24 protein-coding genes are annotated in these 22,994 nt (G+C 70.6%); 8 read left to right on the plus strand and 16 right to left on the minus strand.

The window, feature by feature from the left end; all coding sequences use genetic code 11:
- The first annotated feature begins 465 nt into the window (after positions 1 to 465).
- The 3 genes from DT019_RS16325 to DT019_RS16335 all read left to right on the plus strand — a co-directional run bounded on the left by DT019_RS16325 (position 466) and on the right by DT019_RS16335 (position 3,163).
- On the plus strand, positions 466 to 1,194 hold the full coding sequence (locus DT019_RS16325) for an SDR family NAD(P)-dependent oxidoreductase (protein WP_114037517.1): 729 nt from the start codon (positions 466 to 468) through the stop codon (positions 1,192 to 1,194).
- A 207-nt stretch (positions 1,195 to 1,401) separates the two neighbouring features.
- A complete protein-coding gene (locus DT019_RS16330) occupies positions 1,402 to 2,670 on the plus strand; it encodes a geranylgeranyl reductase family protein (RefSeq protein WP_223279599.1) in 1,269 nt (422 codons plus the stop codon).
- Between the two features lie 178 nt (positions 2,671 to 2,848).
- The gene (locus DT019_RS16335) at positions 2,849 to 3,163 is read left to right on the plus strand and encodes a hypothetical protein (protein ID WP_147267317.1); all 315 of its coding nucleotides are present in this window, start codon (positions 2,849 to 2,851) and stop codon (positions 3,161 to 3,163) included.
- 10 nt (positions 3,164 to 3,173) lie between these two features.
- On the opposite strand, the gene DT019_RS16340 is transcribed toward DT019_RS16335, so the two are convergent.
- The 4 genes from DT019_RS16340 to DT019_RS16355 form a co-directional block, all read right to left on the minus strand.
- Positions 3,174 to 3,701 carry a hypothetical protein gene (locus DT019_RS16340; protein ID WP_114037519.1) on the minus strand — a complete coding sequence of 176 codons (528 nt, stop codon included), beginning with the start codon at positions 3,699 to 3,701 and terminating at the stop codon, positions 3,174 to 3,176.
- A 125-nt stretch (positions 3,702 to 3,826) separates the two neighbouring features.
- On the minus strand, positions 3,827 to 5,386 hold the full coding sequence (proP, locus tag DT019_RS16345; protein ID WP_114037612.1) for a glycine betaine/L-proline transporter ProP: 1,560 nt from the start codon (positions 5,384 to 5,386) through the stop codon (positions 3,827 to 3,829).
- Between the two features lie 298 nt (positions 5,387 to 5,684).
- Positions 5,685 to 5,957 (minus strand): SCO0607 family lipoprotein, encoded by a 273-nt coding sequence (locus DT019_RS16350; RefSeq protein ID WP_114037613.1) that lies wholly within the window; start codon positions 5,955 to 5,957, stop codon positions 5,685 to 5,687.
- Between the two features lie 152 nt (positions 5,958 to 6,109).
- On the minus strand, positions 6,110 to 6,583 hold the full coding sequence (locus DT019_RS16355) for a MarR family winged helix-turn-helix transcriptional regulator (protein WP_189389633.1): 474 nt from the start codon (positions 6,581 to 6,583) through the stop codon (positions 6,110 to 6,112).
- A 132-nt stretch (positions 6,584 to 6,715) separates the two neighbouring features.
- Between DT019_RS16355 and DT019_RS16360 the strand changes: the two genes are divergently transcribed.
- Positions 6,716 to 7,585 (plus strand): MBL fold metallo-hydrolase, encoded by an 870-nt coding sequence (locus tag DT019_RS16360; protein ID WP_114037521.1) that lies wholly within the window; start codon positions 6,716 to 6,718, stop codon positions 7,583 to 7,585.
- 392 nt (positions 7,586 to 7,977) lie between these two features.
- Here DT019_RS16360 and DT019_RS16370 read toward each other — a convergent pair whose 3' ends face one another.
- A complete protein-coding gene (locus tag DT019_RS16370) occupies positions 7,978 to 8,427 on the minus strand; it encodes a GNAT family N-acetyltransferase (protein ID WP_223279582.1) in 450 nt (149 codons plus the stop codon).
- Between the two features lie 53 nt (positions 8,428 to 8,480).
- On the opposite strand from DT019_RS16370, the gene DT019_RS16375 reads away from it, so the two are divergent.
- Positions 8,481 to 8,807 carry a hypothetical protein gene (locus tag DT019_RS16375; RefSeq protein ID WP_114037523.1) on the plus strand — a complete coding sequence of 109 codons (327 nt, stop codon included), beginning with the start codon at positions 8,481 to 8,483 and terminating at the stop codon, positions 8,805 to 8,807.
- 268 nt (positions 8,808 to 9,075) lie between these two features.
- On the opposite strand, the gene DT019_RS16380 is transcribed toward DT019_RS16375, so the two are convergent.
- The 8 genes from DT019_RS16380 to DT019_RS16415 form a co-directional block, all read right to left on the minus strand.
- Positions 9,076 to 10,143 (minus strand): BTAD domain-containing putative transcriptional regulator, encoded by a 1,068-nt coding sequence (locus DT019_RS16380; protein WP_114037524.1) that lies wholly within the window; start codon positions 10,141 to 10,143, stop codon positions 9,076 to 9,078.
- A 265-nt stretch (positions 10,144 to 10,408) separates the two neighbouring features.
- Positions 10,409 to 11,491, minus strand: coding sequence for an alpha/beta hydrolase (locus DT019_RS16385; protein ID WP_114037525.1), 1,083 nt, complete (start codon positions 11,489 to 11,491; stop codon positions 10,409 to 10,411).
- A 121-nt stretch (positions 11,492 to 11,612) separates the two neighbouring features.
- Complete coding sequence (locus tag DT019_RS16390; protein ID WP_114037526.1) at positions 11,613 to 14,057, minus strand: penicillin acylase family protein; 2,445 nt, start codon at positions 14,055 to 14,057, stop codon at positions 11,613 to 11,615.
- 102 nt (positions 14,058 to 14,159) lie between these two features.
- The gene (locus tag DT019_RS16395) at positions 14,160 to 15,239 is read right to left on the minus strand and encodes a DUF5954 family protein (protein WP_114037527.1); all 1,080 of its coding nucleotides are present in this window, start codon (positions 15,237 to 15,239) and stop codon (positions 14,160 to 14,162) included.
- A 133-nt stretch (positions 15,240 to 15,372) separates the two neighbouring features.
- Positions 15,373 to 16,587 carry a glycosyltransferase gene (locus DT019_RS16400; RefSeq protein ID WP_114037528.1) on the minus strand — a complete coding sequence of 405 codons (1,215 nt, stop codon included), beginning with the start codon at positions 16,585 to 16,587 and terminating at the stop codon, positions 15,373 to 15,375.
- A complete protein-coding gene (locus tag DT019_RS16405; protein ID WP_114037529.1) occupies positions 16,584 to 17,384 on the minus strand; it encodes a MerR family transcriptional regulator in 801 nt (266 codons plus the stop codon). The genes DT019_RS16400 and DT019_RS16405 overlap by 4 nt, the downstream gene beginning before the upstream one ends.
- A gap of 143 nt (positions 17,385 to 17,527) precedes the next feature.
- Positions 17,528 to 17,773 carry a hypothetical protein gene (locus tag DT019_RS16410; RefSeq protein ID WP_147267318.1) on the minus strand — a complete coding sequence of 82 codons (246 nt, stop codon included), beginning with the start codon at positions 17,771 to 17,773 and terminating at the stop codon, positions 17,528 to 17,530.
- 150 nt (positions 17,774 to 17,923) lie between these two features.
- Positions 17,924 to 19,144, minus strand: a complete 1,221-nt coding sequence (locus DT019_RS16415; RefSeq protein ID WP_114037531.1) for a PP2C family protein-serine/threonine phosphatase — start codon at positions 19,142 to 19,144, stop codon at positions 17,924 to 17,926.
- 290 nt (positions 19,145 to 19,434) lie between these two features.
- Between DT019_RS16415 and DT019_RS16420 the strand changes: the two genes are divergently transcribed.
- On the plus strand, positions 19,435 to 19,671 hold the full coding sequence (locus DT019_RS16420) for a DUF5133 domain-containing protein (RefSeq protein ID WP_114037532.1): 237 nt from the start codon (positions 19,435 to 19,437) through the stop codon (positions 19,669 to 19,671).
- A gap of 126 nt (positions 19,672 to 19,797) precedes the next feature.
- Here the strand turns inward: DT019_RS16420 and DT019_RS16425 are convergent, their stop codons facing one another.
- Positions 19,798 to 20,703, minus strand: coding sequence for an NAD(P)-dependent oxidoreductase (locus tag DT019_RS16425; protein WP_114037533.1), 906 nt, complete (start codon positions 20,701 to 20,703; stop codon positions 19,798 to 19,800).
- Between the two features lie 83 nt (positions 20,704 to 20,786).
- Between DT019_RS16425 and DT019_RS16430 the strand changes: the two genes are divergently transcribed.
- Entirely contained in the window at positions 20,787 to 21,158 is a 372-nt protein-coding gene (locus DT019_RS16430; protein ID WP_114037534.1) for a winged helix-turn-helix transcriptional regulator, read from the plus strand.
- A gap of 106 nt (positions 21,159 to 21,264) precedes the next feature.
- A complete protein-coding gene (locus DT019_RS16435; protein ID WP_114037535.1) occupies positions 21,265 to 21,438 on the plus strand; it encodes a CsbD family protein in 174 nt (57 codons plus the stop codon).
- A gap of 34 nt (positions 21,439 to 21,472) precedes the next feature.
- On the opposite strand, the gene DT019_RS39590 is transcribed toward DT019_RS16435, so the two are convergent.
- Together DT019_RS39590 and DT019_RS16440 are read right to left on the minus strand one after the other, a co-directional pair.
- Complete coding sequence (locus DT019_RS39590) at positions 21,473 to 21,613, minus strand: hypothetical protein (RefSeq protein ID WP_189389636.1); 141 nt, start codon at positions 21,611 to 21,613, stop codon at positions 21,473 to 21,475.
- 77 nt (positions 21,614 to 21,690) lie between these two features.
- Complete coding sequence (locus tag DT019_RS16440) at positions 21,691 to 22,923, minus strand: alpha/beta hydrolase family protein (protein ID WP_114037536.1); 1,233 nt, start codon at positions 22,921 to 22,923, stop codon at positions 21,691 to 21,693.
- Positions 22,924 to 22,994 lie beyond the last annotated feature (71 nt).

Consider the following 22,994-nt stretch of genomic DNA (forward strand, 5'->3'; position numbering starts at 1 on the left):
CGGGTGCGGAGGTGAACAAGCGGACAGCGCGCATCAGGGTGAACAGTCGTCCAGCAGGGCGGTGCCCGGCACGGCGGTCCCGCAGGCCGTGCGGGCCGACGCGTTGCCGGGCCCACCAGCGGCGACGGCCCGGAGTGGGCGGTGTCAGTCGGCCCCCTAGCGGCGGCGTACTCGGCGTCGGTGACGGGCGTCAGCCAGTGCACGACATCGTGCTCGGCGTCGCCTTCGTTGATCGCGAGGTGGACCATCAGCCGGTGGGGTGAAGCGCCGCGCCAGTGCTCCTCCTCCGCCTCGGACAGGACCCGGTCGCCGGGCCGGATGGGCTTGCCCGGGCTGCCCCGGCGCTGGCGCAGGCCGACGCCCTCGGTGCCCTCCCTCCGACAGTTTCACGACAGACTGATTCCGTCTGTCACCGTGAGCACGACCCGAATCAAGGAGAGTCTTCATGCGAAAAGCGGTGCGATCATGAGCCGGATCCTGGTGACCGGTTCCGCCGACGGACTGGGGCGGGCCGCGGCGGACACCTTGCTGACCGCCGGTCACGACGTCGTGGTGCACGCCCGGAATGAGAAGCGCGCGGCCGACATTGAACCGCTGGTCGACCGCGGAGCGGGCATCGTCGTGGGCGATTTCGCGGAGTGCGACGCCGTACGGCGCATCGCCGCCGAGCTCAACGACGCCAAGCCGCTCGACGCGGTCATCCACAACGCCGGGGTGTGGAGCGGACCGGCGGTCATGCCGGTCAACGTCATCGCTCCGTACTTGCTCACGGCCCTGCTGCGCGGACCCCGCCGCCATGTCTACCTGAGCAGCGGCTCGCACTTCGACGGCCGCCCTTCGCTGACCGGTGTCGACTGGCGCGGCGCGAGCGCGGGTTCGTACGCCGACAGCAAGCTGTTCGTCACGACGCTGGCCGTCGCGGTCGCCCGGCTGCGCCCCGATGTGTTGAGCAACGCCGTGGATCCGGGGTGGGTGCCCACCAAGATGGGCGGACCGAGCGCACCGGACGACCTCGAACTCGGCCATCGGACGCAGGAGTGGCTGGCCTCCAGCGCTGACCCCGAAGCCCTGACCAGCGCGGGGTACTGGTATCACCACCAGGGACAGCAACCCCACGACGCGGTGGGCGACGAGGCGTTCCAGGACCGTCTCCTGAGCGTTCTGGCACAGGAGACAGGCACCCCACTGGACTGACTCGCGGTCACATCGCTGTGAAGGTGCTGTCTCTTTCCCGTTCTCCGCTCGCCAGGTCCTCTTCCCACGGACATCCGTCAGTTCCCGGTGTCGTGGCCGGGAATCGCCCATAGTGGGAGAGTGATCACACGAGACGATGGCACGGGCGACCCCGCCGGACCGGACGGCCGGCAGGCCGAGCAGCAGGACGGCGAGGCGGCGCAGGTCCTGGTGGTGGGCGCGGGACCGGCCGGCTCCGCGGCCGCGCTCCATCTGGCCCGGGCCGGCGTCGAGGTCGTGCTCCTTGAGAAGAGCGGCTTCCCTCGCGACAAGGTGTGCGGGGACGGGCTCACCCCACGCGGCGTGCACCAACTGGTGCGCATGGGCATCGACATCAACGCACCCGGGTGGATGCGCAACCGCGGCATGCGGTGGGTGTGTGAGGGACGACAGGTCGACATCGACTGGCCCCGCCTCGGCAGCCACCCCGACTTCGGGCTCACGCGCAGCCGCCGGGACTTCGACGACATCCTCGCCGCCCAGGCGGTCGCGGCCGGAGCACGGCTGCGCACCGGGACGCGGGTCACCGCCCCGCTGACCGACCGGGCGGGACGGATCACCGGGGTGACCGCCCTCGCGGGGCCCGACAAGCGACCCGTCCGCTTCCGCGCTCCGCTGGTGGTCGCCGCGGACGGCGCCTCGGCCCGGACCGCCGTGCAGATGGGGCTGGAGCGCGACCCCCGGCGCGTCATCGCGACCGCCGCCCGCCGCTACTACCGGAGCGAGGACCGCTCCCAGGATCCCTATCTGGAGCTGTGGGCCGACCTGTTGTGCAGCAGGACCGGCCGCGACCTGCCCGGGTACGGCTGGGTCTTCCCGCTCGGGGACGGCCGGATCAACGTCGGCCTCGGCGCCATGCCCCACCGCCGTCACGGTCCGATCGACCTGCGCACGACGATGGACCGATGGCTGGGACGCCTGCCCGAGGAGTGGGGCGTGACCGAGGCGAACGCCACCTCCCCCTTGCGCAGCGCGGCCCTGCCCATGGGCTTCAACCGGCATCCCCAGTACCACCGCGGGCTGTTGCTGGTCGGGGACAGCGCGGGCATGATCAGCCCCTGGAGCGGAGAGGGCATCGGGCAGGCCCTGGAGGCGGCCGAGGTCGCCGCGGAGACAGTCGCCCTGGCGCTGGCCAGGCCTGCCGGGGCCGGGCGGGAACACGCCCTGCGGCAGTACCCGGCGGAGATCAACCGCCGCTGGGGGCGCCACTACCGGCTCGGCAACCTGGCCGGCGATCTCGTCCTGGGCCGCTACGGCTACCGGCCCGTCCTGCACCCGCGCGTCATGGCCTCCCCTCCCCTGCTGCGGGCCCTCGCCCGCCTGCTGACCCACGTCGCCGACGAACCACCCCGCGACACGCTCGACGCCGTACTGCACACGCTGATGCGCGCCGTCCCCCGGACCCGACCACCCGCCCGGAGCACCCCGCCGTCCTGATCGACGGCTCGCCGCACACACCGCCCCCACGCGCCCGCCCGCCGTACGGGCGCCTGGGGCCGGTGCTCTCACACGCCCCCGCTCTCACACCCGTGCGCCATCACGCTCTGCCCGCACCGGGGTTCATGCTCGTGTCGGACCCGGAACCGCCCGTCGAGTACGCGAGAGCGAGCACACCATGAGACGACTTCCCGCCGCCGTGGGCATCCTGGCCACGGTCCTCCTGCTCACCGTGGCCCTGCCCGCTTCCTCCCAGGCCGCCACCGGAAGGTTCGACTACACCGGCACCGACGGCGTACCCAGCGTGATCTTCAACCCGCCCGACGGCCCCTGCTTCGGCTTCAACCGGACAGCGGTCGGTGTCGACAACCAGACGGACACCGGCGCCACCCTCTATACGGGCCTGGCGTGCAGCGGCATCACCGAATACGTGCCCCCGCACACGGGGCTGACCTGGGGCACCTACCGGCCCAACAGCGTACGGTTCGGCTGAACCGGCCCCCTCAGCGGCGGCCGCGCGGCCCGTCGATCCGGCGCGCCCGCCAGCGAGGTGCCCGGTCGTCGGGCACGTCCGGCGAGGCGAAGTGGAACGGCACTGCGAGGTGGTCGGCCGGCGCCCGGCCCGCCGCGGCCGCGACGGAGCCGGGCGCACCGCCCTGCGTACCGTGATACACGGTCGCCAGCTCGCCCTCCCCCACCGGACCGTCGAGCACCGCGACCAGCAGCACGAACCAGTCGTGGACCGTATCGCCGTCCCAGAGCGCCTCGATCGCCACCACCCGGCCGGGGAGGGCCGCAGCGCACGCCGCGAGTGAGGGCACGTCGAGGGGGTCGGCCTGCCCGCGCCGCACCTGGGCGCCCAGCGCTTCGTAGCGGGCCTGGACCACCGACTCCGCCTCGTGCAGGCTCACGTCGAGCGGACGCAGTGCCTCCCACACGGCCTTGACCGCCATGAGCCGGCGGCCGCACAACAGGTTGGTGTCGACCTCGCGACGAGTCCGGTCCTCCAGGTAGCCCCACCAGCGGCTCACGAGTGGCACCCCGAACCGGCGACCCTGGCAAGTGTCATGAGCCGAAATATACGGCGGCGCCGTGCGGTCGCCGACGCCGGTCCACGACGAGGAAGACCGGCGTCCGCACCCGATGGGCCGCCGCGTCAGTCGTGCCGGTCATCCTTGCCGCGCCGCTCGGAGCGGTGCGTCACGTGCGGCAGGTGCCCCTGGCGCAGCTGGAGCCAGATGTCACGTGCCCGCCGGCCCGCGTGGGTTCGGCTGCGCGCCACCATCTCACGTGCCTCCTCCTCGGACTCGGCCATGGCCGAAGAGCCCCGCAAGGGCTTGCCCGCCGTCTCGCGCAGATACAGGGCGGCGATGACCCCGATCACGCCCGCCACCATGAGGTAGTAGGCGGGCACGAGGTCGTTGCCCGTCGTGTTCACGAGGGCCGAGGCGATCAGGGGGGTCGTGCCGCCGAACAGCGACACGGAGAAGTTGTACGCGAGTGAAAGTCCGCCGTAGCGCAAGTGGGTCGGGAAGAGGGCGGGCAGCGTCGCGGCGCTCGTCCCGGCGAAGCACACCAGGAACAGACCGAGGATGGCGCAGCCGATGGCGGGAAGCACGATGCCGCCCTGGCGGATGAGCAGGAACACCGGCACGGAGAAGACCACCATCGCGCCTCCGCCCCACAGGAACAGCGGCCGTCGGCCGTAGCGGTCCGACGAACGGCCGACGGCGGTGATGGTGAGGACGACGAGCACCATCGTGCCGAGCACGAGGAGTTGGGCGGTGAGCGCGGGTTCACCCAGTGTGGAGCTCATGTACGTCGGCAGATAGGACGTCACCATGTAGTTGGTGACGTTGTAGAGCAGGACGAGGCCGATACAGACCAGCATGGCCTGCCAGTGGTGGGTGAAGACCTCCTTGAGGCGGCCCTTGCCCGACATGCGGGCCTGCTCCAGGCGCTCGTCCTCCTCGGAACCGCCGCCACCCCTGGCCACTGCCTGGCGTCCGCGTTCCTCGGCCTCCTGGAAGGCGGGGGTCTCCTCCAGCCTGAGCCGCATGTAGAGGCCGATGAGCCCGAGCGGCCCGGCGACGTAGAACGGGATCCTCCAGCCCCAGTCGATCATCTGGTCCTCGGACAGGACCCCGGTCAGGACGGTGACCAGGCCGGAACCCAGCGAGTAGCCGATGAAAGTGCCGAAGTCGAGCCAGCTGCCCAAAAAGCCGCGCATCCGGTCCGGCGAGTACTCGGCGATGTAGGTGGTGGCCCCGGCGTACTCGCCGCCGGTGGAGAAGCCCTGCACCAGCCGGCACACCAGAAGCAGGATCGGCGCGGCCATCCCGATCGAGCCGTACCCCGGGAGGAAGCCCACCGCGAAGGTGCTGATCGCCATCATGATCATGGTGACGGCGAGCACCTTCTGGCGCCCCACCCGGTCGCCGAGCGGCCCGAACACGAGCCCGCCGAGCGGCCGGACGAGGAAGGCCGCCGCGAAGGTGGCGAACGTCGAGATGACCTGGGACCCGGGCGAACTCGACGGGAAGAACACCTTGCCCAGGGTGGCCGCGACGTACGCGTAGACGCCGAAGTCGAACCACTCCATCGTGTTGCCGAGCGCGGCCGCGGACACCGCGCGCCGCACGGCGGGTTTGTCGGCCACCTTGACGTCGCCGGCGCCCAGGGTCTTCTTGCGTCGGCGCAGCAACGTACGCACCATGCGTTCGGTCCGCACGCTTCCCGAGCCGAATCCACGACCTCGGCGACCCGGCTGTCCGGGCCCCCGCCTGATTGCTTTCATGGGTACCTGCGCGTCGTCGTCGGTGATTCCGCATCATGCTTCGTGCACTGCGCGGAGTGCTGCCGAACGCCGGTACCGGGTCCGGTGCACGGCGTGCTGACATCAACTTCCCACCGCTTGCCCCGGCAGACGCGGCGCATGCGACGTCGCGGCGTGTCGCCCCGCTGGTCAGACCGACAGACCCGCTTCCGCTCGGCCCGGCCCCGTTCCGCTTCGGTCAGCTCTGCGACGCGTCGATGATCCTTCCGTGCTCGTCCAGGGTGTGACTCCGCCAGTAGCGGTCCCACTGGTCGTCGACGTGCTGGGGCACCTTGCCCTCGGGGAAGCGGCTGTAGCCCTTGGGCGGCTGCTGCCCGTTGTCGACGCAGGCCCTGCCCGTCGCTCCCACGGTCAGCACGGGGTACTCGCCGCCGCCGCAGACGGCGTCGTGCGTCGAACACCCCGCGACGGCGAAGAGGGCGGCCGCCGAGCCCAGCACCCACACCGGCAGGCGCCCCCGGCGCACCGCGCCGGGCGCGTCGTGTTCCACCCACGGGACGGTAAGAGGCTGGCGCACGGTGAACTCCTGGTGAGTAGTCGCTTGTACCGACCCTGCCCAGAACCCGGCGGCACTCACCGAGGCGGACCCCATTCGGGTACGCACTACCGGATCAGGCGGTCGCACTCCTCGGCGGTGATGTCGTAACTGCCGCGGAGGAACGTCTGGATCGCGGCCAGCTGGTCGTCGGTGAAGGTCGTCATCAGCCGCCGCGTGCGGGCGTCGATGTCGGCGTAGAAAGAAGCGATCCGGTCGAGTCCCGGCCGTGAGGCCTCCACGAGCACGCGGCGGCGGTCGCTCGGGTCGGGTTTGCGCCGAACGTATCCGGCCTTCTCCAGACGATCGATCATGTGCGTGACCGCCCCGGTGGAGCGCCCCAGTTGAGAGCCCAGCTCCCCGGCGGTCGTGACCCCGGCGCGGTTGAGTACGTGCAGGCAGAGCAAGTCGGTCTGGGCGATGCCGAGTTGCTGGGCGATCAGGTCGTTCAGACGCCCCAGGGACCCGGCGAGGTCGGTCATCGAGGCGATGATCTGGCTGGCCGGTTCCTGCGGGTGGTCGTCCTGTGGTTTGACGGGCATGCGGAGTCCCATTTACCTTCGCGATCAAGATACTTGACTATGAAGCCAATGTATCCGACGCGTTGCTTCTGCGGCCGAGGAGGGGAGGTCGCGCCCCCTGCTCCGGCCCGTCTTCCCGAAGGAGCTCTGCCCATGGACGACTGGTACGTGGACGACCGCTGCACCAACTGCGACGTCGCCCGACAGCTCGCGCCCGACCTGATCGGCGAAAGAGGCGGGAAGTCGCAGATCCTGCGCCAGCCTGACAACGAAGCGGAGACGCGACGCCTGCACGCGGCCGTCTTCGCCTGCCCGACCCGCTCCATCCGACCCGCGTCCGGACAGCCGGACAAGGCACTCGACCCGTACCCGATGGCCCTCGACGACGGCGTCCTGTTCTGCGGGCACAACTCAACGCACACCGCCGGAGCCAACTCCTACCTGTTGCTCCGCCCCTCCGGTAACGCCATGATGATCGACACCCCTCGCTGGAGCCCCGCGCTCGCCGACCGGTACGCGGCATCCGGCCGGGTCACCGACGTCCTCCTGACGCACCGGGACCACGCGGCGCACGGCCGCCGCTACGCGGACCACTACGGCGCACGACTGTGGATCCACGAGGGCGACCTCGACGCGGCGCCCGACGCCGACCAGGTGATCCGGGGCGTCGATCCCGTGGAGATCGCGGAGGGGGTCACCGCCCAGCCCCTCCCCGGCCACACCCTGGGCAGCGTGCTCTACCTGGCCGACGACCGGTACTGCTTCACCGGGGACAGCTTCTACTGGTCACGCGCCACCGGTGATCTAGAGGTCGCGGAGAGCGTGACCTGGTACTCCATCGAGGAGTTGGCGGCCTCCCTGGCCCGGACGGCGGATCGGCTCCGGTTCGAGTGGGTCCTGCCGGGCCACGGAGACCGCAGGCACCTGCCCGCCGACGAGATGTCCCGCCGCCTGCGAGCCCTGACCGAACGCACCCAGCTCCTCCGGCCCCGCCCGATCGACTTCACGGCGGTTCAGTGGTGAGATCACGACTGCCCTGACGCCAAGGCCCATATGGCGCCACCCGGTCCCAACTCCAAGTGTTCCAGGGCGCCTCCCTGCCTGATGTCACCGTCCAGGGCCTCGCTACCCTTTCTGATCAAGGGGAGGTGCGTCATGGGAAGCATGGCCCTCGTGGCCGTGATCGGTCTCGTGGTCGCCTGTCTCGGTGCAGCCGTAATGCTGTTGCTGGGGCTGGTGGCTGTCGTGCTGTCCGGGTGCTGGCGCAAGCGGACGATCGCGGCTCTGGAGCGGGCCGAGGGGGACGCTGGCCATTGGCCAATCCAACGCCGAGGCCGCTTCGGTAGCGGGCAGAGCTGGTACGCACCGCTCGACGTGCCGTCGGCGTTGGCATTCCAGTCCACCCGAGAGATGAACTACTTACCGATTCGGTAGAACACCTTGTCCCCTCGCGGCTCTGCCCCATATGCCGCGTAGAACTTCAGCGCGGGCGGGTTGCTCTGATCAGCTGTCCACTCGACACGGGTACAACCCGCCGCCTCGGCTTCCTCGCGCAAGCGCGCCATGAACAGCCCGGCTACGCCGCGCCGACGAGCCGCCTCACGCACGAACAGCTCCTTCAAGTACAGAGACGTCTCGGCCCCGGCCGCCGGCCACAACAGCGAATAGGAAGCCATCCCCAATACCTCGTCCCCTTCCCGCGCCAGAAGCACCGTGGCGGCGGGCTGGCCGGAAAACAGGGCGCTCCGGATCTGCTCCATGTCCCCCGGGACGTTATCGCCCCCGTAATACGCCTCGATCTCGCCCAACAGGACCGAGACCTCGCCAACGTCCGTCTCGGTGGCCCGCTCTATCAGCACCGTCATGAGTTAACCCCTTCCGCCGGGCAGCGCCAGCTGTCCGCCTGACGGAAGAGTTGGTGCGCGCCGTGGCCACCGCCGACGGCACGACCGCAATCACCGTCCTGCGCACGCTGAACGGACCCGTCATCCACGACCCGTACGGCCGCCGGTTCTACGCCCTGCTGCCCTCCTCGCCCGCCTCGGACCTCGGTCCGTACGCGAAACACCTCGGTCTCGGCCACTACGTGGGCGTCCCGCGCGTCGGTGCTTGCGAACCCGACGGGACCCACGCGAGCTACTGGGCCGTCCCCATGCGGGCACCCGGTGACCTGTGCGACCCGGCCCGCGTGGCCACGCTGATCGAGACCGGCGCCGCGGCGCTCGGCAGCGCGGACGAGACGTGACGCATATCCGGACCAGCCCGGCCTACGTGACGCCCGAATGCCGTGAGGCCCGCAAACTCGGCTAAGACAAGGGCCACTTGCACTGCCGCGCGCCCACTCGACGTACGGCAGCACGGACCGCGGCCGGGAGGAGGTCCCGGGCTAGGACTCCACCAGCTACGCTCCGGAGATCCTCGACCGGCCGCTGACAGGTGGTGGTGGGTTCCGGCTGCCGCAAAATTGGGCCCCTGGGCGGGCCTCCGGTGTCCTCGGCGGACCCCGTCCCGCTTCACCGGGAGGTTCCTGCGAGGCCGAGTCCGGCTTCGTCTCCCCGCAGCATCATCTGGTAGGTCTGCCGCAGCAACGGACTCGGAGAGACGCCCAGGTCTTCCGCCAGACGGTGGCGGACGCGGTGGAACACGGCCAGTGCGTCGGCCTGCCTGCCGCTGCGGTACAGCACGCGCATCAAGGACCCGGCCACCGGTTCGTTCAGGGGGTGCGCCGTCGACAGCGCGAACAGTTCCGCCATCGCCTCGGCGTGGCGGCCCAGCCGCAGCTGCCACTCCACCTTCCGCTGCACGAGGGCGGTTCTGCGCTCGGTGAGCCGCAGCCGCTCCAGCTCCGCGAGTGGTCCGGGCAAACCGGCCAGAAGTTCTCCGCCGAACAGGTCCAGGGCCTGAGCACACAGGCGTACCGCCTCGGCCGGTTCGTTCGCGTGGCCGGCTGCCGCGGCGTCGGCGGCCAGCTTCTCCATGCGGGCCACGTCCACTTCGACCGCGTCGGAGGCCAGGCGGTAGCCGCCCCGGTCGTGCTCGATCACCGAGTCCGGCCGGTCCCCCATACGCAGGGTCTTGCGCAGGCGGTAGACGTACACCGGCACCACGTTCGTGGCGGGCGGCTCCATTCCCCACACCCCGTCCAGGAGTTCCTGCCGGCTGACCGTCCGTCCCGGGCACAGCGCCAGCGCCGCCAATACGGCCTGCTGACGCAGATGCCCCAGGTTCAAGGGCCGCCCGTCCCGCCAGGCCTGCGGCGGCCCCAGCAGGGAGATCCGCACCCGCGGCCCGGCGGCCCGGCCCGTGGCGCTCCTGCGGGCCGGGCTCGCGGGCTGCGGGCGAGGGCCGCGGCCGGCCACGACCAGGCCGCAGTCGAAGGCATGGGCGATGGCGGCGGCCCGGTCACGCAGCCCGAGCTTCGCGAGAATGCGGGCGAGATGGCCGGCCACCGCGCCCTCGGGCACGGCGAGGGCGGCCGCGATCTCCTCGTCCCGCAGGCCGCACCCGACCCCGTAGAGCACCCTGCGCTCCAGGTCCCCGAGCGGAGCGGGTGGCCGGCACATGGCGGCGGACGTCGGCATCACAACTCCCCGGGTGTTCGTCTTGGCGGAGGCCGCCGACAAAGTAGCGACGGGAGCGCCGGTTGAAACATCCGGAACGATCGGGAGTGACAGCGGGATCGACCCCGCGGGGACCGGATCGACACCCCTTTCGTCCATGCAATGAGGTTGACTGCCAGGGGAGTTGGCAGCCTGGCCGAATTCCCCGCATCGCGACGGAGCGCGACAGTGGGTGGCAGGGCCTGCTTCCCCGGCCCTGCCACACCTCCCTGACTGTCGCGGACCGTCAGGAGGCGAAAACCCGCTCCAGCCTGGGGATCAGATCCCGCAGGTCCTGTTCCCAGCAGCCGCCGTTGTGGCCGCCGTTGCACTGGGTGCCCCAGGCGGCGCCGTCGCCGTAGTCGACGTAGGTGTAGGACATGCCCAGGGCGTCCATCCTGTCCTTGACGTGCTTGGACGCGCCTTCGAGCCAGAATTCCGGCTCGGTGGCCACCCCGCGTCCGTTGCCCACGTAGACCGAGACCCCGACCCCACCCGCCTTGAGCTTGTCCATGTGCTGGGAGGGGTCGGCCTCGTTCCACCGCCAGTCGGCGTTGAACACCGGGTAGGGCGTGCCGAACAGGGCGTCGCTGTCCACGGCGGGCTTGTAGGGATCGTTGTTCGGGTCGCAGGCACCGGACGACGAGCCGCAGATGACGCCCTGCGCGTCGATGAGGGAGGCGACGACGGCCAGCCGCAGGTCCATGGAGTCGGCCGACAGATCGATGTCCCCCGACAGGGACGCGGTCTGGCTGAACAGCTCGGGATGGTCCTGCGCGTAGTGGAAGGCGCCGAACCCGCCCATGGACACCCCGGCGATGGCCCTGGCCTTCTTGGTCGCGATGGTGCGCAGGTTCGCGTCGATGAAGGGGATCACCTGCTTGAGGTGGAAGTTCTCCCAGTTCTGGGCTCCGGCCGGGGTCTTCTGGTTGAGCCAGTTGGCATACCAGCCCCGTGCGCCGCCGTCCGGAATGACGGTGATCATCGAGTTGGACGTGGTCAGCGCCGGATAGGTCTGCTGAATCGGGTCGTCCGGGGAACCGTGCAGGAAGTACAGCACGGGATACCGCTTGGCCGGGTCGTCGTAATAGCCACTCGGCAGAATGATTTTGATGTGATGCCTGCCCGCGACCTCGGGGGTGGTCACGGTGAGGTAGAAGTTGGTGGGACCACCGGTCGCCCGGTCGACCTGGGTCAGGCCGAATCCGTCCGTTATGGGCGGCGGCGTGGTGGCGTCAGCCGCCTGTGCCGAACCGCTCGGCATGACGATTCCTACGACGGCGACCATCAAGGCCAGCGCTGTTCGCCATCTGCTCATCGTTCTCAACATGACATCCCCCTGGGGAGTTCGGTCGTTGCGCGGCGCGAAAAATATCGAGAGGCGGTGAAATCCCGATGAAGGGGCACACCGGAGGCCGTCGTCGGCCCTCCGGCGTGCCCGTGCGGCAGGCTCAGAAGAGGACCTTGATCTGCAGTTCCGGTGAGGCGGCGATCTGGTCCTCGGTGTACCGCTCGGTCACCCACTGGCCCGCCGAGAACAGCTTCGTCTGATCGGCGAAGTGCGGTGAACTCGGGTCGGCCGACTGGGAGTAGGTCAGGACCGACGATGCCTGGGGCGGGCCGTCGGCGGTGAAGAGCACCTGCTGGATGAAGCTCGACCCGAAGACGATGTCCAGCTTTCCGTCGACCATGCCGGGCGTGACCACATTCAGCACGCCCAGTTCGCTGATCGAGCCATGGATCGGGATCTGCTCACCGTTCCGCGTGACCTTCTGGACGTCCGACAGCTGTGCGTTCAGCGGAATTCCCGCATTGCGCAGCGCCAGCACCGCGCGGGCCAGTGCGTCACGGACGGCCGAATTCCCCGGATCCAGTGAATTCGGCGTGTGCACCGGGTCCTTGGCGTCGAAAGGCACCTTCCATGGCAGCTTCTCGATCGCCTGACCGTTCTGCAGATAGGCCCAGTAGTTCTCGAACAGCCACGAACCCCGGCTGCCCGCGCTGTACTTGTGGTCCTTCCACGCGGCCAGGATCGGGCACGCCTCGCTCACATTGACCAGATTGCCGTCCACCAGGACGAGTCCGAAGGGAACGCCCTGGCAGGCCCTGACCGTGGCGTCCAGGGCCAGATCGGCGGCCCTGCTGTTGTCGGCGAACAGCGACTGCCGCATGGTGTCCGGTGTGAATCCCCTGCCGGGCAGGCCGTCGGTGCCGTTGATCCGGTTCTGCGCGGTCAGGATCAGCTCCTGCGTACGCAGTGACCGGGGCTGGGCCACGTCACCCATGACCCGGGGGAAACTCAGCGGCTGCTCCGGGTTGGCCAGCCAGGCGCTGTCGTTGGCGTTGCCCACGAAATCAGAGCGGATCAGGCGCGGCTGCTTGTGCGGGTCGAGGAGGCCCGGTGCGACCGCGTTCGGATCGTTGGGCCAGTCGCACTCGCTGCGCTTGCCGTCGAAGATGGAGATCGGTGGCACGTTCGGCAGTCTGAGGTTCTGGTTGAACAACTGCTGGCCGGTCAGGGTGAGACACGACTGCGCGTGGTCGTCGGTGATGTTGGGCGTGGCCTGGATGTCCGCGTACAGGGCATTGCCCTTGCGGTCGGAGGCGATGGTGTTGAAGAAGGGCACGCCTTCCGTGGACTCCAGGGTGTTCACGACGCCGTTGACGTCCTTGGACTGATCCAGGTGGAACCAGGTGTTCAGCGCCCGCAAATTGTCCATGTTCACGTCGCGTACCGCGTGCGCGCTGACCACCCACGGCAGCGGGACGCCCTGCAGGGACGTGGTGATCGGTCCGTACCGGGTGGACCACAGCGTCCGGGTGACCTTGCCGACGGAGCCGTCGGCGTTGAGCACGTCGACGCCGACCTGCTGCGAGGTCATCTTCTGCCAGGCGCCGTCCACCAGGTAGTTGGTCGGGTTGAGCGGGTCCACCTGCACGTCGAACAGTCCGAACGGGGCCACCGTGGCGACCGTGTGGCTCCAGGCGACGTCGTCGTTGTGGCCGATGTTCACGGCGGGGAAGCCGAGCAGGCTGGCCCCGGAGACGTTGACCTTTCCCGGGATCGTCAGCTGGCTCTGCCACATCCGGTTCTTGCCCTGCCAGGGAAAGTGCGGGTTGGCCAGCAGCATGCCGGTGCCCCCGGACACGCCCTGCGAACCGGCGGCCAGGGCGTTGCTGCCCATGCTCTGCTGACGGCTGACCGCCATCGCGTCGCGTATCTTCTTCGCGGTCTCCTCGGGTGAGGCCGCGGGCGGCGCGGCCTTCGCCGTCCCCGGGGGCGTGGCGTTGACCTCACCGTCCAGCAGTGCGTCGGCGCTGCCCATGATGATTTCGGCGTGGGCGTGCCGATAGACGTCCAGCTCCGTGATGGGGCGCACCCAGGCCTTGCCGCGGCAGGTGGGGTCCGAGATGTTGTTCACGCCCGTCTCGGCCAGATACCGGTTGTAGCCCTGGACATAGCCGCGGATGGCCTCCTTGACCTCCGGCTCCGGCCCGTTGGGGGCGGGCTGCTCGACGAGCCGCTCCACGACCCGGTTGTCGTTGATCCGCTGGAAGTACAAGTCGCTGTTGAGGTTGGTGGTGGTGTTCTGGTTCTCGCCGGGGCTGGCCTTGCCGTCGGGCCCCAGATAGCGGGACCGCTGGGCGTTGACCATCAGATACGTGTCGGCCAGGGTGCAGATGTTGTCCTTGGCCGCGGCGTAGCCGTACCCGGTGCCGAGCCCCGTCCAGTCGGAGGCGATGATGTGCGGGATCCCGTATTCCGTGTAGCGGATCGTCGGCTTGTCCGGCACCTGCCCCTCCGAGGGGGGCCCGGCGGCCACCATCGTGCCCATCACCGCCACCGCGGCCATGACCGCCATCGGCAGCCGCGCTCTCAGTCTCCTGTGCACCATCGAGCCGTCCTTCCCCTCGCACCCGGACCGTTGTCTGAACGCGGTCACGGTAGATCGGGTCGATGAAATCCCGATGGAACGCGGAGACCGGGGCACCGGGTCTCAGGGCTCACGCCCGATGGTGCCGTCCTCGTCGAGCGGCGGGTGGAGGCGAACGGGGTCCTGGGTGTTGACGTCGGACGGGCGCGGCCCCTCGGGCCCGTCAGGTCCCCAGCGCATCAGGCGGCGGATGCGGGCGATCTGGTAGACGGTGTCGCGGAACTCCAGGCGGTTGACGCGGCCCGCGCGGAGCCTGTCGGCGGCCGCCGCGTGCTCGGCGAGAACCGCGGCATGCGGTACGTCCCGGTCGCCGGCGCTCACGCTGCGGGCATCGACGTCCATCTCGGCGTCGGTCGAGATGAGCCCGTGGGTACGCGGCCACAGCCAGGTCAGGGAGAAGTCCAGCGACCGGCGGGCGGCGTGCACGGTCGCGTGCTGCCCACTGGCCGGCGTCCAGGGGCCCGTCGTCCGCTCCACGACCGTGAACGTCGGGGGCAGCAGCACCACGTCCGGATGCAGGTCGACGGCCCGGCGCGAGTCGGCGCGCACCGCGGCGGGGTAGCGGTCGCCGGTGTACCGCAGGTCCCGCAACGCCAGTTGCTCAAGCGCCTGGGTCGGGGTGACCGGCGCCTCCGCGTCCAGGACAAGGCCGTCGTCAACCTCCGGGCCGCGGACCCCGCGGGACCAGTCGGGCACCAAGGGTTCCGGGTCCGTGGGGCGCGGCCCTTCCAGCCCTTCGGGGCCGGACATGGCGTACTCCTCGGCGCGCACCACGCGGTAGCGGGTGCCGTCCACGGCGAGTTCGTCGACCCGCTCCGTCTCCAGTCGGGCGACGGCCGCCAGGAGCGCCCGCCGCTCCTCCCGGCTGCGGGCTTCGTCCTTCGCGCGGAACCACAGCTTCGAGTTCAGGCTGTCGCGGGCATGCTGCGGACAGCCCGCCGTGACCGCGACGATGACCCGCCACCCGGGTCCGTCCCGGTCATCCTGCGCCGCCACCCCGAACAGCGGACCCCGCACCACGAACCCGCCCGTCCGCGCCGCCGCGTCAACGGCATCGGCCTCCACAGCGGCTTCCACGGGATCCACCGGTACCCGCACCACAATGCGCCGCGCCCCGCCCAGCCCCGCGTCCCCAGAATCCATGACGCCATCCTCGCCGGGCAGCGGGCGCCTCAGTCCTGATTCGGAGATTCCGCTGCGCGCGGGGCCCACGTGTGCCTCGGGCCAACTGGGCACGTCCAGAGCGGAACCCTCCGTCCGACACCGCCTTCGTGGGTCACTGGCCGCTCATGCGCTCGACCACGGCGATGACCCGGCCCGCTCCGTCCTCGGCCGCCAAGTGCTTCGCGGCGGCCTCCGCGGCCTGGCCGTACGTCGGCTCCTTGATGACGCGGACGAGCGCGTCGGCGAGGCGTTCGGCGCTCAGGGACCGGAACGGGACGGGATCGGCGGCGGCGCCGATCGCCGCGAGGCGGCCCGCCCAGAAGGGCTGGTCGGCCGTCACCGGCACCGTGACGGCGGGCACCGCGGCACGCAGCGCCGCCGCCGTGGTGCCCGCCCCGGCGTGGTGGACCACCGCGGCCATCCGCGGAAAGAGCAGGGAATGGGGCAGGCCCCCCACGGTGAGGACGTCGTCGGCGTCGGCGGCGAGTTCGGCGCTGCCGGACTGGAGGATGCCGCGCAGCCCCGCCCGGCGCAGCGCCCGTACGGCGATCTCGCTCAGCCGTTCTCCGTGCCCGGAGGCCATGCTCCCGAAGCCGATGAAGACGGGCCGGGGCCCGGCCTGGAGGAAGTCCTCCACGAGGTCGGGCAGGCGTGCGCCGGCATCGACATGGGGCCACCAGGTGCCCACGACCTCCAGGCCGGAGCGCCAGTCGTCCGGGCGGGGCACCAGGGCCGTACTGAAGCCGTGCAGGATGGGCCAGTTGGCCTGCTCCTGAAGCCGGCGGGTGGAGGAGGCGGAGGCCGGGGGCAGGTGGAGGCGGCGGCGCAGGTCGGTGACCGCCTGCTCGCTGATGCGGTCGGCCATGCGGAGGGAGAAGTGGCCCGCGGCGCGGTTGCCGACCCGGCCCAGTGAACGGGCGCCGGTGACGACCGGGGGAAAGTCGCCCGTGGGTGCGGTGGGCTGGAGGTACACGCCCAGGCTCGGGGTGCCGGTCGCTTCGGTGATGTGCCAGCCCAGCGGGGCCGTGGTCGCCGAGAGCAGCAGCAGGTCCGCGCCGTCGGCGGCCGCGTCGGCGAACCCCTGTCCCAGGTCGGTCATGAACTCCGCCGCGCGGCGCATCAGTTCGCGCTTGTTCGTGACGGCGCCGCGCCCCCGCGTCTCAGCGGGCAGGCTGCGGAACTCAAGTCCCGCCCCGCGTATGAGGGGTGCGAAGGCGTCCGTGGCGGCGATGGCGACCTCGTGTCCGGCGCGGCCCAGTTCGGCGCCCAGGCCGGTGTAGGGCGCGATGTCACCGCGCGAACCGGCCGCGGCTATCAGGATTCTCATCGTTCTTCCTCGGACTCGGTGGGCGGACCCTCCTTGCGGGACGCATTGGCGTGGACCGCCTTGCTCAAGTAGGCGGCGAGGTCCGGGCGTTGCTCTGACGGGGGTACGACGAGAGCGAAGGCACGGGGGTCGGCGGCGAAGTCGTCCGCGATGCGCCGGTGCCGGTCGGGCGGGCAGCCGGTGAACCAGCGCTCGATGTGCCGGCGGTGCTCCTCGGCGATGCCCATGGCCCGTTCGCCGTCGCAGGGCTCCCCCTCGTCGAAGGCCGCGATCAGCTGCGCACGCCAAGTGGCGGCCTCCGCCATGAGCCGGCGCCAGTCCTCCTTGGTGTGGGACGCGGCGCGCGCCATCGACTCGCGCTGTCCTTCCGACTGCTGCCACTTCAGCTGCGCCTCGGTGGCGTAGCTGAGGTCGAAGGCGATCTCGCCGAAGACGTCGAAGCGTTCCTGGGGTGTCAGGTCCACCCCGTTCTGTTGGACGTCGATGGCCTGTTGGGTCACCTCGGTCAGGCGCTGCAGCCGGGCGATCTCCTCTTTCAGCTGCCGCTGCCGGGCCAGCAGCAGTTCCAGCACGTCGACCTGTGGGTCCTTCAGCACCACCGCGGTCTCCTCCAGGGAGAAGCCGAGTTCGCGGTAGAACAGGATCTGCTGGAGGCGGGCCAGGTCGGCGTCGCTGTAGAGCCGGTAGCCGGCGTGACTGCGTCCGCTGGGTGCGAGCAGCCCCGCCTTGTCGTAGTGGTGCAACGTACGCACCGTCACCCCGGCAAAAGCCGCGACCTGACCCACGGAGTAACTCATCGCTCCCGCCCTCTCGTCTGCAGACAGCCTCAAGCCTGACGTAAGGGGAGGGTCAACCCGCACGCGCCCGCCGGGCGGACGCGCGCGTACCGGCCCCGCGATGCGGGGCCGGTACGCGCGGCGGGACTGGGCTCAGCCGCAGATCAGAACGGGAAGCGGCCGTTATGGTGGTTGCCCTGCCAGTGGTTGTCGCCCTGCCAGTGCCCCTGGACACACCCGTCGCCGTAGAAGGCGTGACCCATGTTGGCGCCGGCGAACGTGCCGCAGGCCTTCATGTCGCCCTCGGAACGGTGGTCGTCGTAGTGGTCGTGGGCCAGGGCCGAGCCGGCGCCGCCCAGAACCGCCGCCACGGCGAGAAGACCGGCGGCCAGAGTGGTTCGCATACGCATGAACGCTCCCGATGAGAGAGGTGGGGGGACACATCAGCCCTCCCCGGTCCGCTGTACGCAGGAAACGTGTATCACCCGTACGCCATCGCACAGCACACGACTGCCGGGCTCGCGCCACGGCCATCCGGAGGACACCCGCCACCGTCGGAGTCATCCCCTGCGGGGCGCGGGCTTCGTCTCGGGTGCCCACCATTCGATGAGCAGCAGGGTGGCGTCGTCACGCAGGTCGCTGTCCTCGCTGTCGAGGATGGAGTGGATGAGACGGCGCAGTGTCTCGGCGGCCAGCTCGCCCGCGGCGGTGGCGAGGATGATGGAGTCCGTGAAGCGGTCCATGCCGAACTCGCCGCCCCCGGCGGTCCGCGCCTCCGTCACGCCGTCCGTGTAGAGCAGGACGCGGTCGCCGGGTTCCAGCGTCATCTCGTGGACGGCCCTGGGTTCGTCGCTGAACCGCGCGGGCAGCCCCATGGGCGGCTGGGCGCTGCGTTCGAGGGCTCCCTCCACCACGCGGCCGTCCCGGATCAGAACGGGCGGGGGATGCCCGCAGTTGCACCAGCTGAACATGCCTGTGGCGAGGTCGAGCTGGGTGAGGATGCCGGTGCAGAACTTGTCGGGCAGCCACTGGGCGAGTGCCTGGTCGATGGTCCCGACGAGGTCGAGCAGCCCCGCCCCGGCCCGCCGGGCGTTGCGGCAGCCGGCCAGGGCGACCGACGTCGTCAGGCCCGAGGCGAGGTCGTGGCCCATGGCGTCGAGGATCGCCGCGTGCAGCGTGGACTGGGTGAGCGAGTGGTCGAAGGCGTCGCCGCCGATCTCGTACGCGGGCTCCAGTACGGCGGTGGACACGACATGGGTGTTGCCGATGGTGCGCGGCGGGAGGAAGGCTCGGAGCATCTCCGCGGGCAGTTGCATGCGCTCGGCCCTGGCCTTGCGGGCGAAGCTGTCGCTGTAGGCGCGCTTCGAGGTGATGGCCATCGCCACGACCTGCGTCAGCATGCGGCAGCGGCGCAGCCGCTCGGCGTCCACGCTCCGCGTCCGCACGCCCAGTACGCCCAACCGCTCGGAACCGTCCACGACGGGCAGCCAGACGCACAGGACGCCGGTCTCCACGTCCTCCATACGGAGCGAAACCGTCCGGTAGCACCAGCCCGCGATGGACGTGTCGATGTCCAGGGTCGACAGCCCCTCGGTGAGCGAGACCAGACGGCGCTGCTGGAGGTCGGCCAGATAGATGACGACCTCCCCCAGGCCGAACGCCTCGGCGCAGCGGTTCACCAGAGCCGGCAGGTCCATCGGTGTCGCGGTGTGTGCCTGGGCCAGCAGGTCCTCCAGCAATCGCTCGCCGCAGTCGGGGCTCTCGTCCGCGTCCTTGCCCATGGCCGACCACCTCCTACCAGGCAGTCTCACACCCCGTCCCCCCTCCCGCCCCCGTGAACACTCCCCTGGCAGCCGTGTGCCACGACCGGTCCCGGTCGGCGGAGTGCGGCCGCCGCCCGGGCAGCGCGGGGTGGCGGAGCGTCACCGGCGCCCGGCCCGGCTGGGACGAGCCGAGCCCGGCTGGGCCATACGGGGTCGGGACGCAGGGCCCCCTCCCGCCGTGTAGGACCGCCGAACGGGGGCAGCAGAGCCTTCAAGCCGGACCGGTGTCGACTGGAGGAAACCCACTCATGCTGATGGCTCACCCCGCGGTACTTCGCGAACTCCTCGACGAGTACGACGTTCTGCGCGCGCTGGACGCCGGCGAAGGGAGCAAGGCCACCCGCCAGCGCCTGGACGACGTGGCGTACACCCTGTGCGTGGCCACCGGGACCCGGGACATCGACGCGGCCGTGATCGCGGCCCGGCACGGACTGCCCGGGGCCCGCACCTTCGACGACTCCGTGCTGGAAGCGGCCGCCCCCTGAGGCGGCGGCGCGGCTGGGCCTTCGCGGCGGAAAGCGGAGGCGACCCTTCAGCGCCCGGCTCTGCGGCCCGACCCGCTCCCCGTGTCGGGCCGCAGAGCCGGGCGCGGTCGTGGGCCCGGCATCCCGTCAGCGCGGTGCGCGGATGCCGTCGATGATGCGCGTCCAGTTGTCCCCGCCGTGGCCGTCCCCGATCGCGCGTCGGTAGTGGGCCCGCACCGCCAGCGGAAGGGCGAGGTCGAGACCGAGTGCGGTGCTGGTCTCGACGATGTGGTCGGCCGTCGCGCCCATCATGGTGACCGTGCTGAGGTCGCCGGGGTGCCGGCCCGCGTCGAGCGCCGCGCCGGGGCTCTTTTCGCCGGCTCTCAGGATGGCGCCGATCGAGTCGGCGGAGGCGAGCAGTTCCGGCAGCGCGTCGGCGGCCTTCATTCCCGCGGCGCCCAGCATCGCGGTGGCGTGCATCAGGGCGGACAACGTGGTCAGGAACACGGCGAGTTGGGCTTGGTACATCATCTGGGCCAGGCCCGGGTCCGTGCCCAGGTACCTGGGCACACCGAGCAGGGTCAGCGTGGCGCGGTGCCGCTCCATCTCCTCGGCCGGCCCGCTGTAGTAGACGTGGGCCGCCGCCGTGCCGACCATCGGCGCGGGGACCATGACGCCTCCGGTGAGGAAGGCCGCGCCGCGGCTCGCCGCCCATGCCGAGGCCTCACGGGTGCGGTCGGGGGTGTCGGAGCTCAGGTTGACCAGCGTGCGGCCCGCCAGTGATGGCCCGGCGGTTTCGAGGACGTCGTACATGGCCTGGTAGTCGGTGAGGCTGAGGATCACGAGGTCGCTCGCCTCGATCGCCCCGCCGGGTGTCGCCGCGAGCACCGCTCCGGCGGCGACGACCCCGTCGGCCCGCTCCGCGGTGCGGTTCCAGACGGTGACCGGATGCCCGGCGGTGAGGAGCGTGCGGGTCATCGCCTGGCCCATCGGGCCGAGGCCGATCACGGTGACGGGGCTGTTCTGGCTGGTGGTGGTGTGTCGTTGGTTCACGTCTCCATGCTGGGCGGGCACAGCTAGTCTCGGAAGTACGCACTGTTTTCTGCGGTACTTACTTTTTCGTAAGGGGATCCCCGATGGCCAAGGCGCCGAGACGCGGCCCGTACATCTGCGGCATCGATGCCGCCCTCGACGTGGTCAGCGGCAAGTGGAAGGGCCTGATCCTGTGGGAGTTGGCCACGCAGGGCGTACGCCGCTTCGCCGAACTGAGGCGCGCTCTGCCGGGCGTGAGCGAGAAGATGCTGACGCAGCACCTGCGGGAGATGGAGGCCGACGCCCTGGTGCACCGGAAGGTCTATGCCGAGGTCCCGCCGCGGGTGGAGTACTCCTTGACGGAGCACGGGGAGACGCTCAACCAGGCGCTCCGTTCGCTGGGCGCGTGGGGAGTGGAGCGGATCCGCCGGGAAGGCTTCGAAGCCGTCGACGTGGCCGGAACCGCGCAGGTCTGAGCCGCCGGGCGCGACGGGATGCCAGGCGGTCGGTTTGGCGGCGGGTTTCGGGGAGACCCGCTCCAGCCGGACGGACATTTCTCCATCAGATCAAGGGAGTTGACCCATGGCTGGCGATGAGAAGGCCAAGTCCAAGGTCGAGCAGGCGAAGGGCAAAGTGAAGAAGACGGCCGGACGCGCGGTCGGCAACGAGAGCAAGGAAGCCGAAGGCCGCGGTGAGAAGGCCAAGGGCGACGCGCGCCAGGCGAAGGAAAAGATCAAGGACGTCTTCAAGGACTAGTGCGGCGCAGCGTCGATCCTTCAAGGGTCGCTGGTCAGTTGACCAGGTCGCCGGGGCAGACGGCGAGGACGCCTTCGGGGCTTCCGAGGGACGGGCCCGCGGGCAGGATGTCGTCCTCGTAAGGCCCGTCGTGCCCGACCGCCCCCGGCGACGGCTGCACCACCTGATCACGCACTGATCTCCACCCTGCCCCGGCGTCCACTGCGCCGCGGCCGGTTCGTCTCCTGCTACGAACTGGCCGCGGCCAAAGGATCAACGCGGCGCTGCACCAGGGGACTGGAAGACTACTTCCGGATTGTCCGGCGAGGGGCCGTCCAGCAGCGGACTGTCGATCCCCTTCAGCGTCCGGTCGAAGAACGCCTTCACATACTCACGGGTGATCTCCACCCCGCGTTGCGGGGAGAGGGGAGCCGTCGGGAACCCGGCCTGCTCCTGGAGCACGTCCCCGTCGGCGAAGCTGAAGTGGTCGGCGCCAACGACCGTCAGCCACTTCTTGTAGCCGCCGAAGGCGTCCCACGCCTGCTTCCACACGACGTCGTCGCCGCCGTCGCCGGACGTGTGGCCGTCGGCCCTGCCCAGCATGAGGAACGGCCGGTCGATCTGGCCGGGCTTCGGGGCCGGGAAGAAGGTGCCGTCCATGTCCACTCCGGCCCGGACGCGCGGGTCGGCGATCATCGTGGCGGCGGCCGACGCTCCACCGAGGGAGTGGCCGGCCATGCCGATCTGGTGCCTGTCGATGAGGTGGGCCAGGCGCCACGCGGTGTTGCCGTGCGTCAGCTGGTCGATCACGAAGGACACGTCCCGCCCGCGGCTGGTGACTTCGGCGGGGAAGTCGATCGTCTCCGGGTGGTCGCAGATCGCGCACGGCGGCGTCTCGCCGTTCGCCAGCGTCTCGCCGGTGTCCTCGTAGGTGTGGCCGACGAGCGCGACGACGTAGCCGTGGCTGGCCAGTTCGGTCGCGAGCGAGGTGAGCATCATGCGCGGGTTCTCGGCCGCGGCGGAGAGGACCACCAGCGGATGCTTGCCGTGCTGCGGGCGCGCGCCGTCGAAGGCGTGCGTGGTGACGCCGGCAAGGGTCTGCGGGGTGATGCCGGAGCTCGGCGGGAGCTTGCGGTGCTGGATGACTCCGGCTGCCTCGCCGAGGGTCATGTACGGGGCAGGAGTCCCGGTCCCGGGGACGGCCGGGTAGACCATCGTGACGGCCAGTTGGCGGGGACCGGACGACGGCACCCACGGGTCGAGGCGGTTCTTGTCGGTGAGGTGGATGATGTCCTCGCCGGCGGCGTAGGGGCCGGTCGGCGCGGGGAGCACGCCCTGGAAGGACCGCGTCGGCGCGGCGGCCGCGGCCGGTGCGGTGCCGAACGCGTGCGAGGCCACCGGTATGGCCGACGGTGCGGTCGTGGCGGCGAACCCGGTGCCGGTCCCGGTGACGAGGGTGGCGAGAGTGAGCACCGCGACTGCGTTGATACGGCGATTGCGTTTCATGGGGACGACGCTAAGTTCCGCGGCTGGGTATCGAATCAGCCCACAGATGTGTGTGGTTCGTAGCCCCCGCG

The organism is Streptomyces sp. SDr-06 (genome assembly GCF_003324565.1).
Lineage (GTDB): Bacteria > Actinomycetota > Actinomycetes > Streptomycetales > Streptomycetaceae > Streptomyces.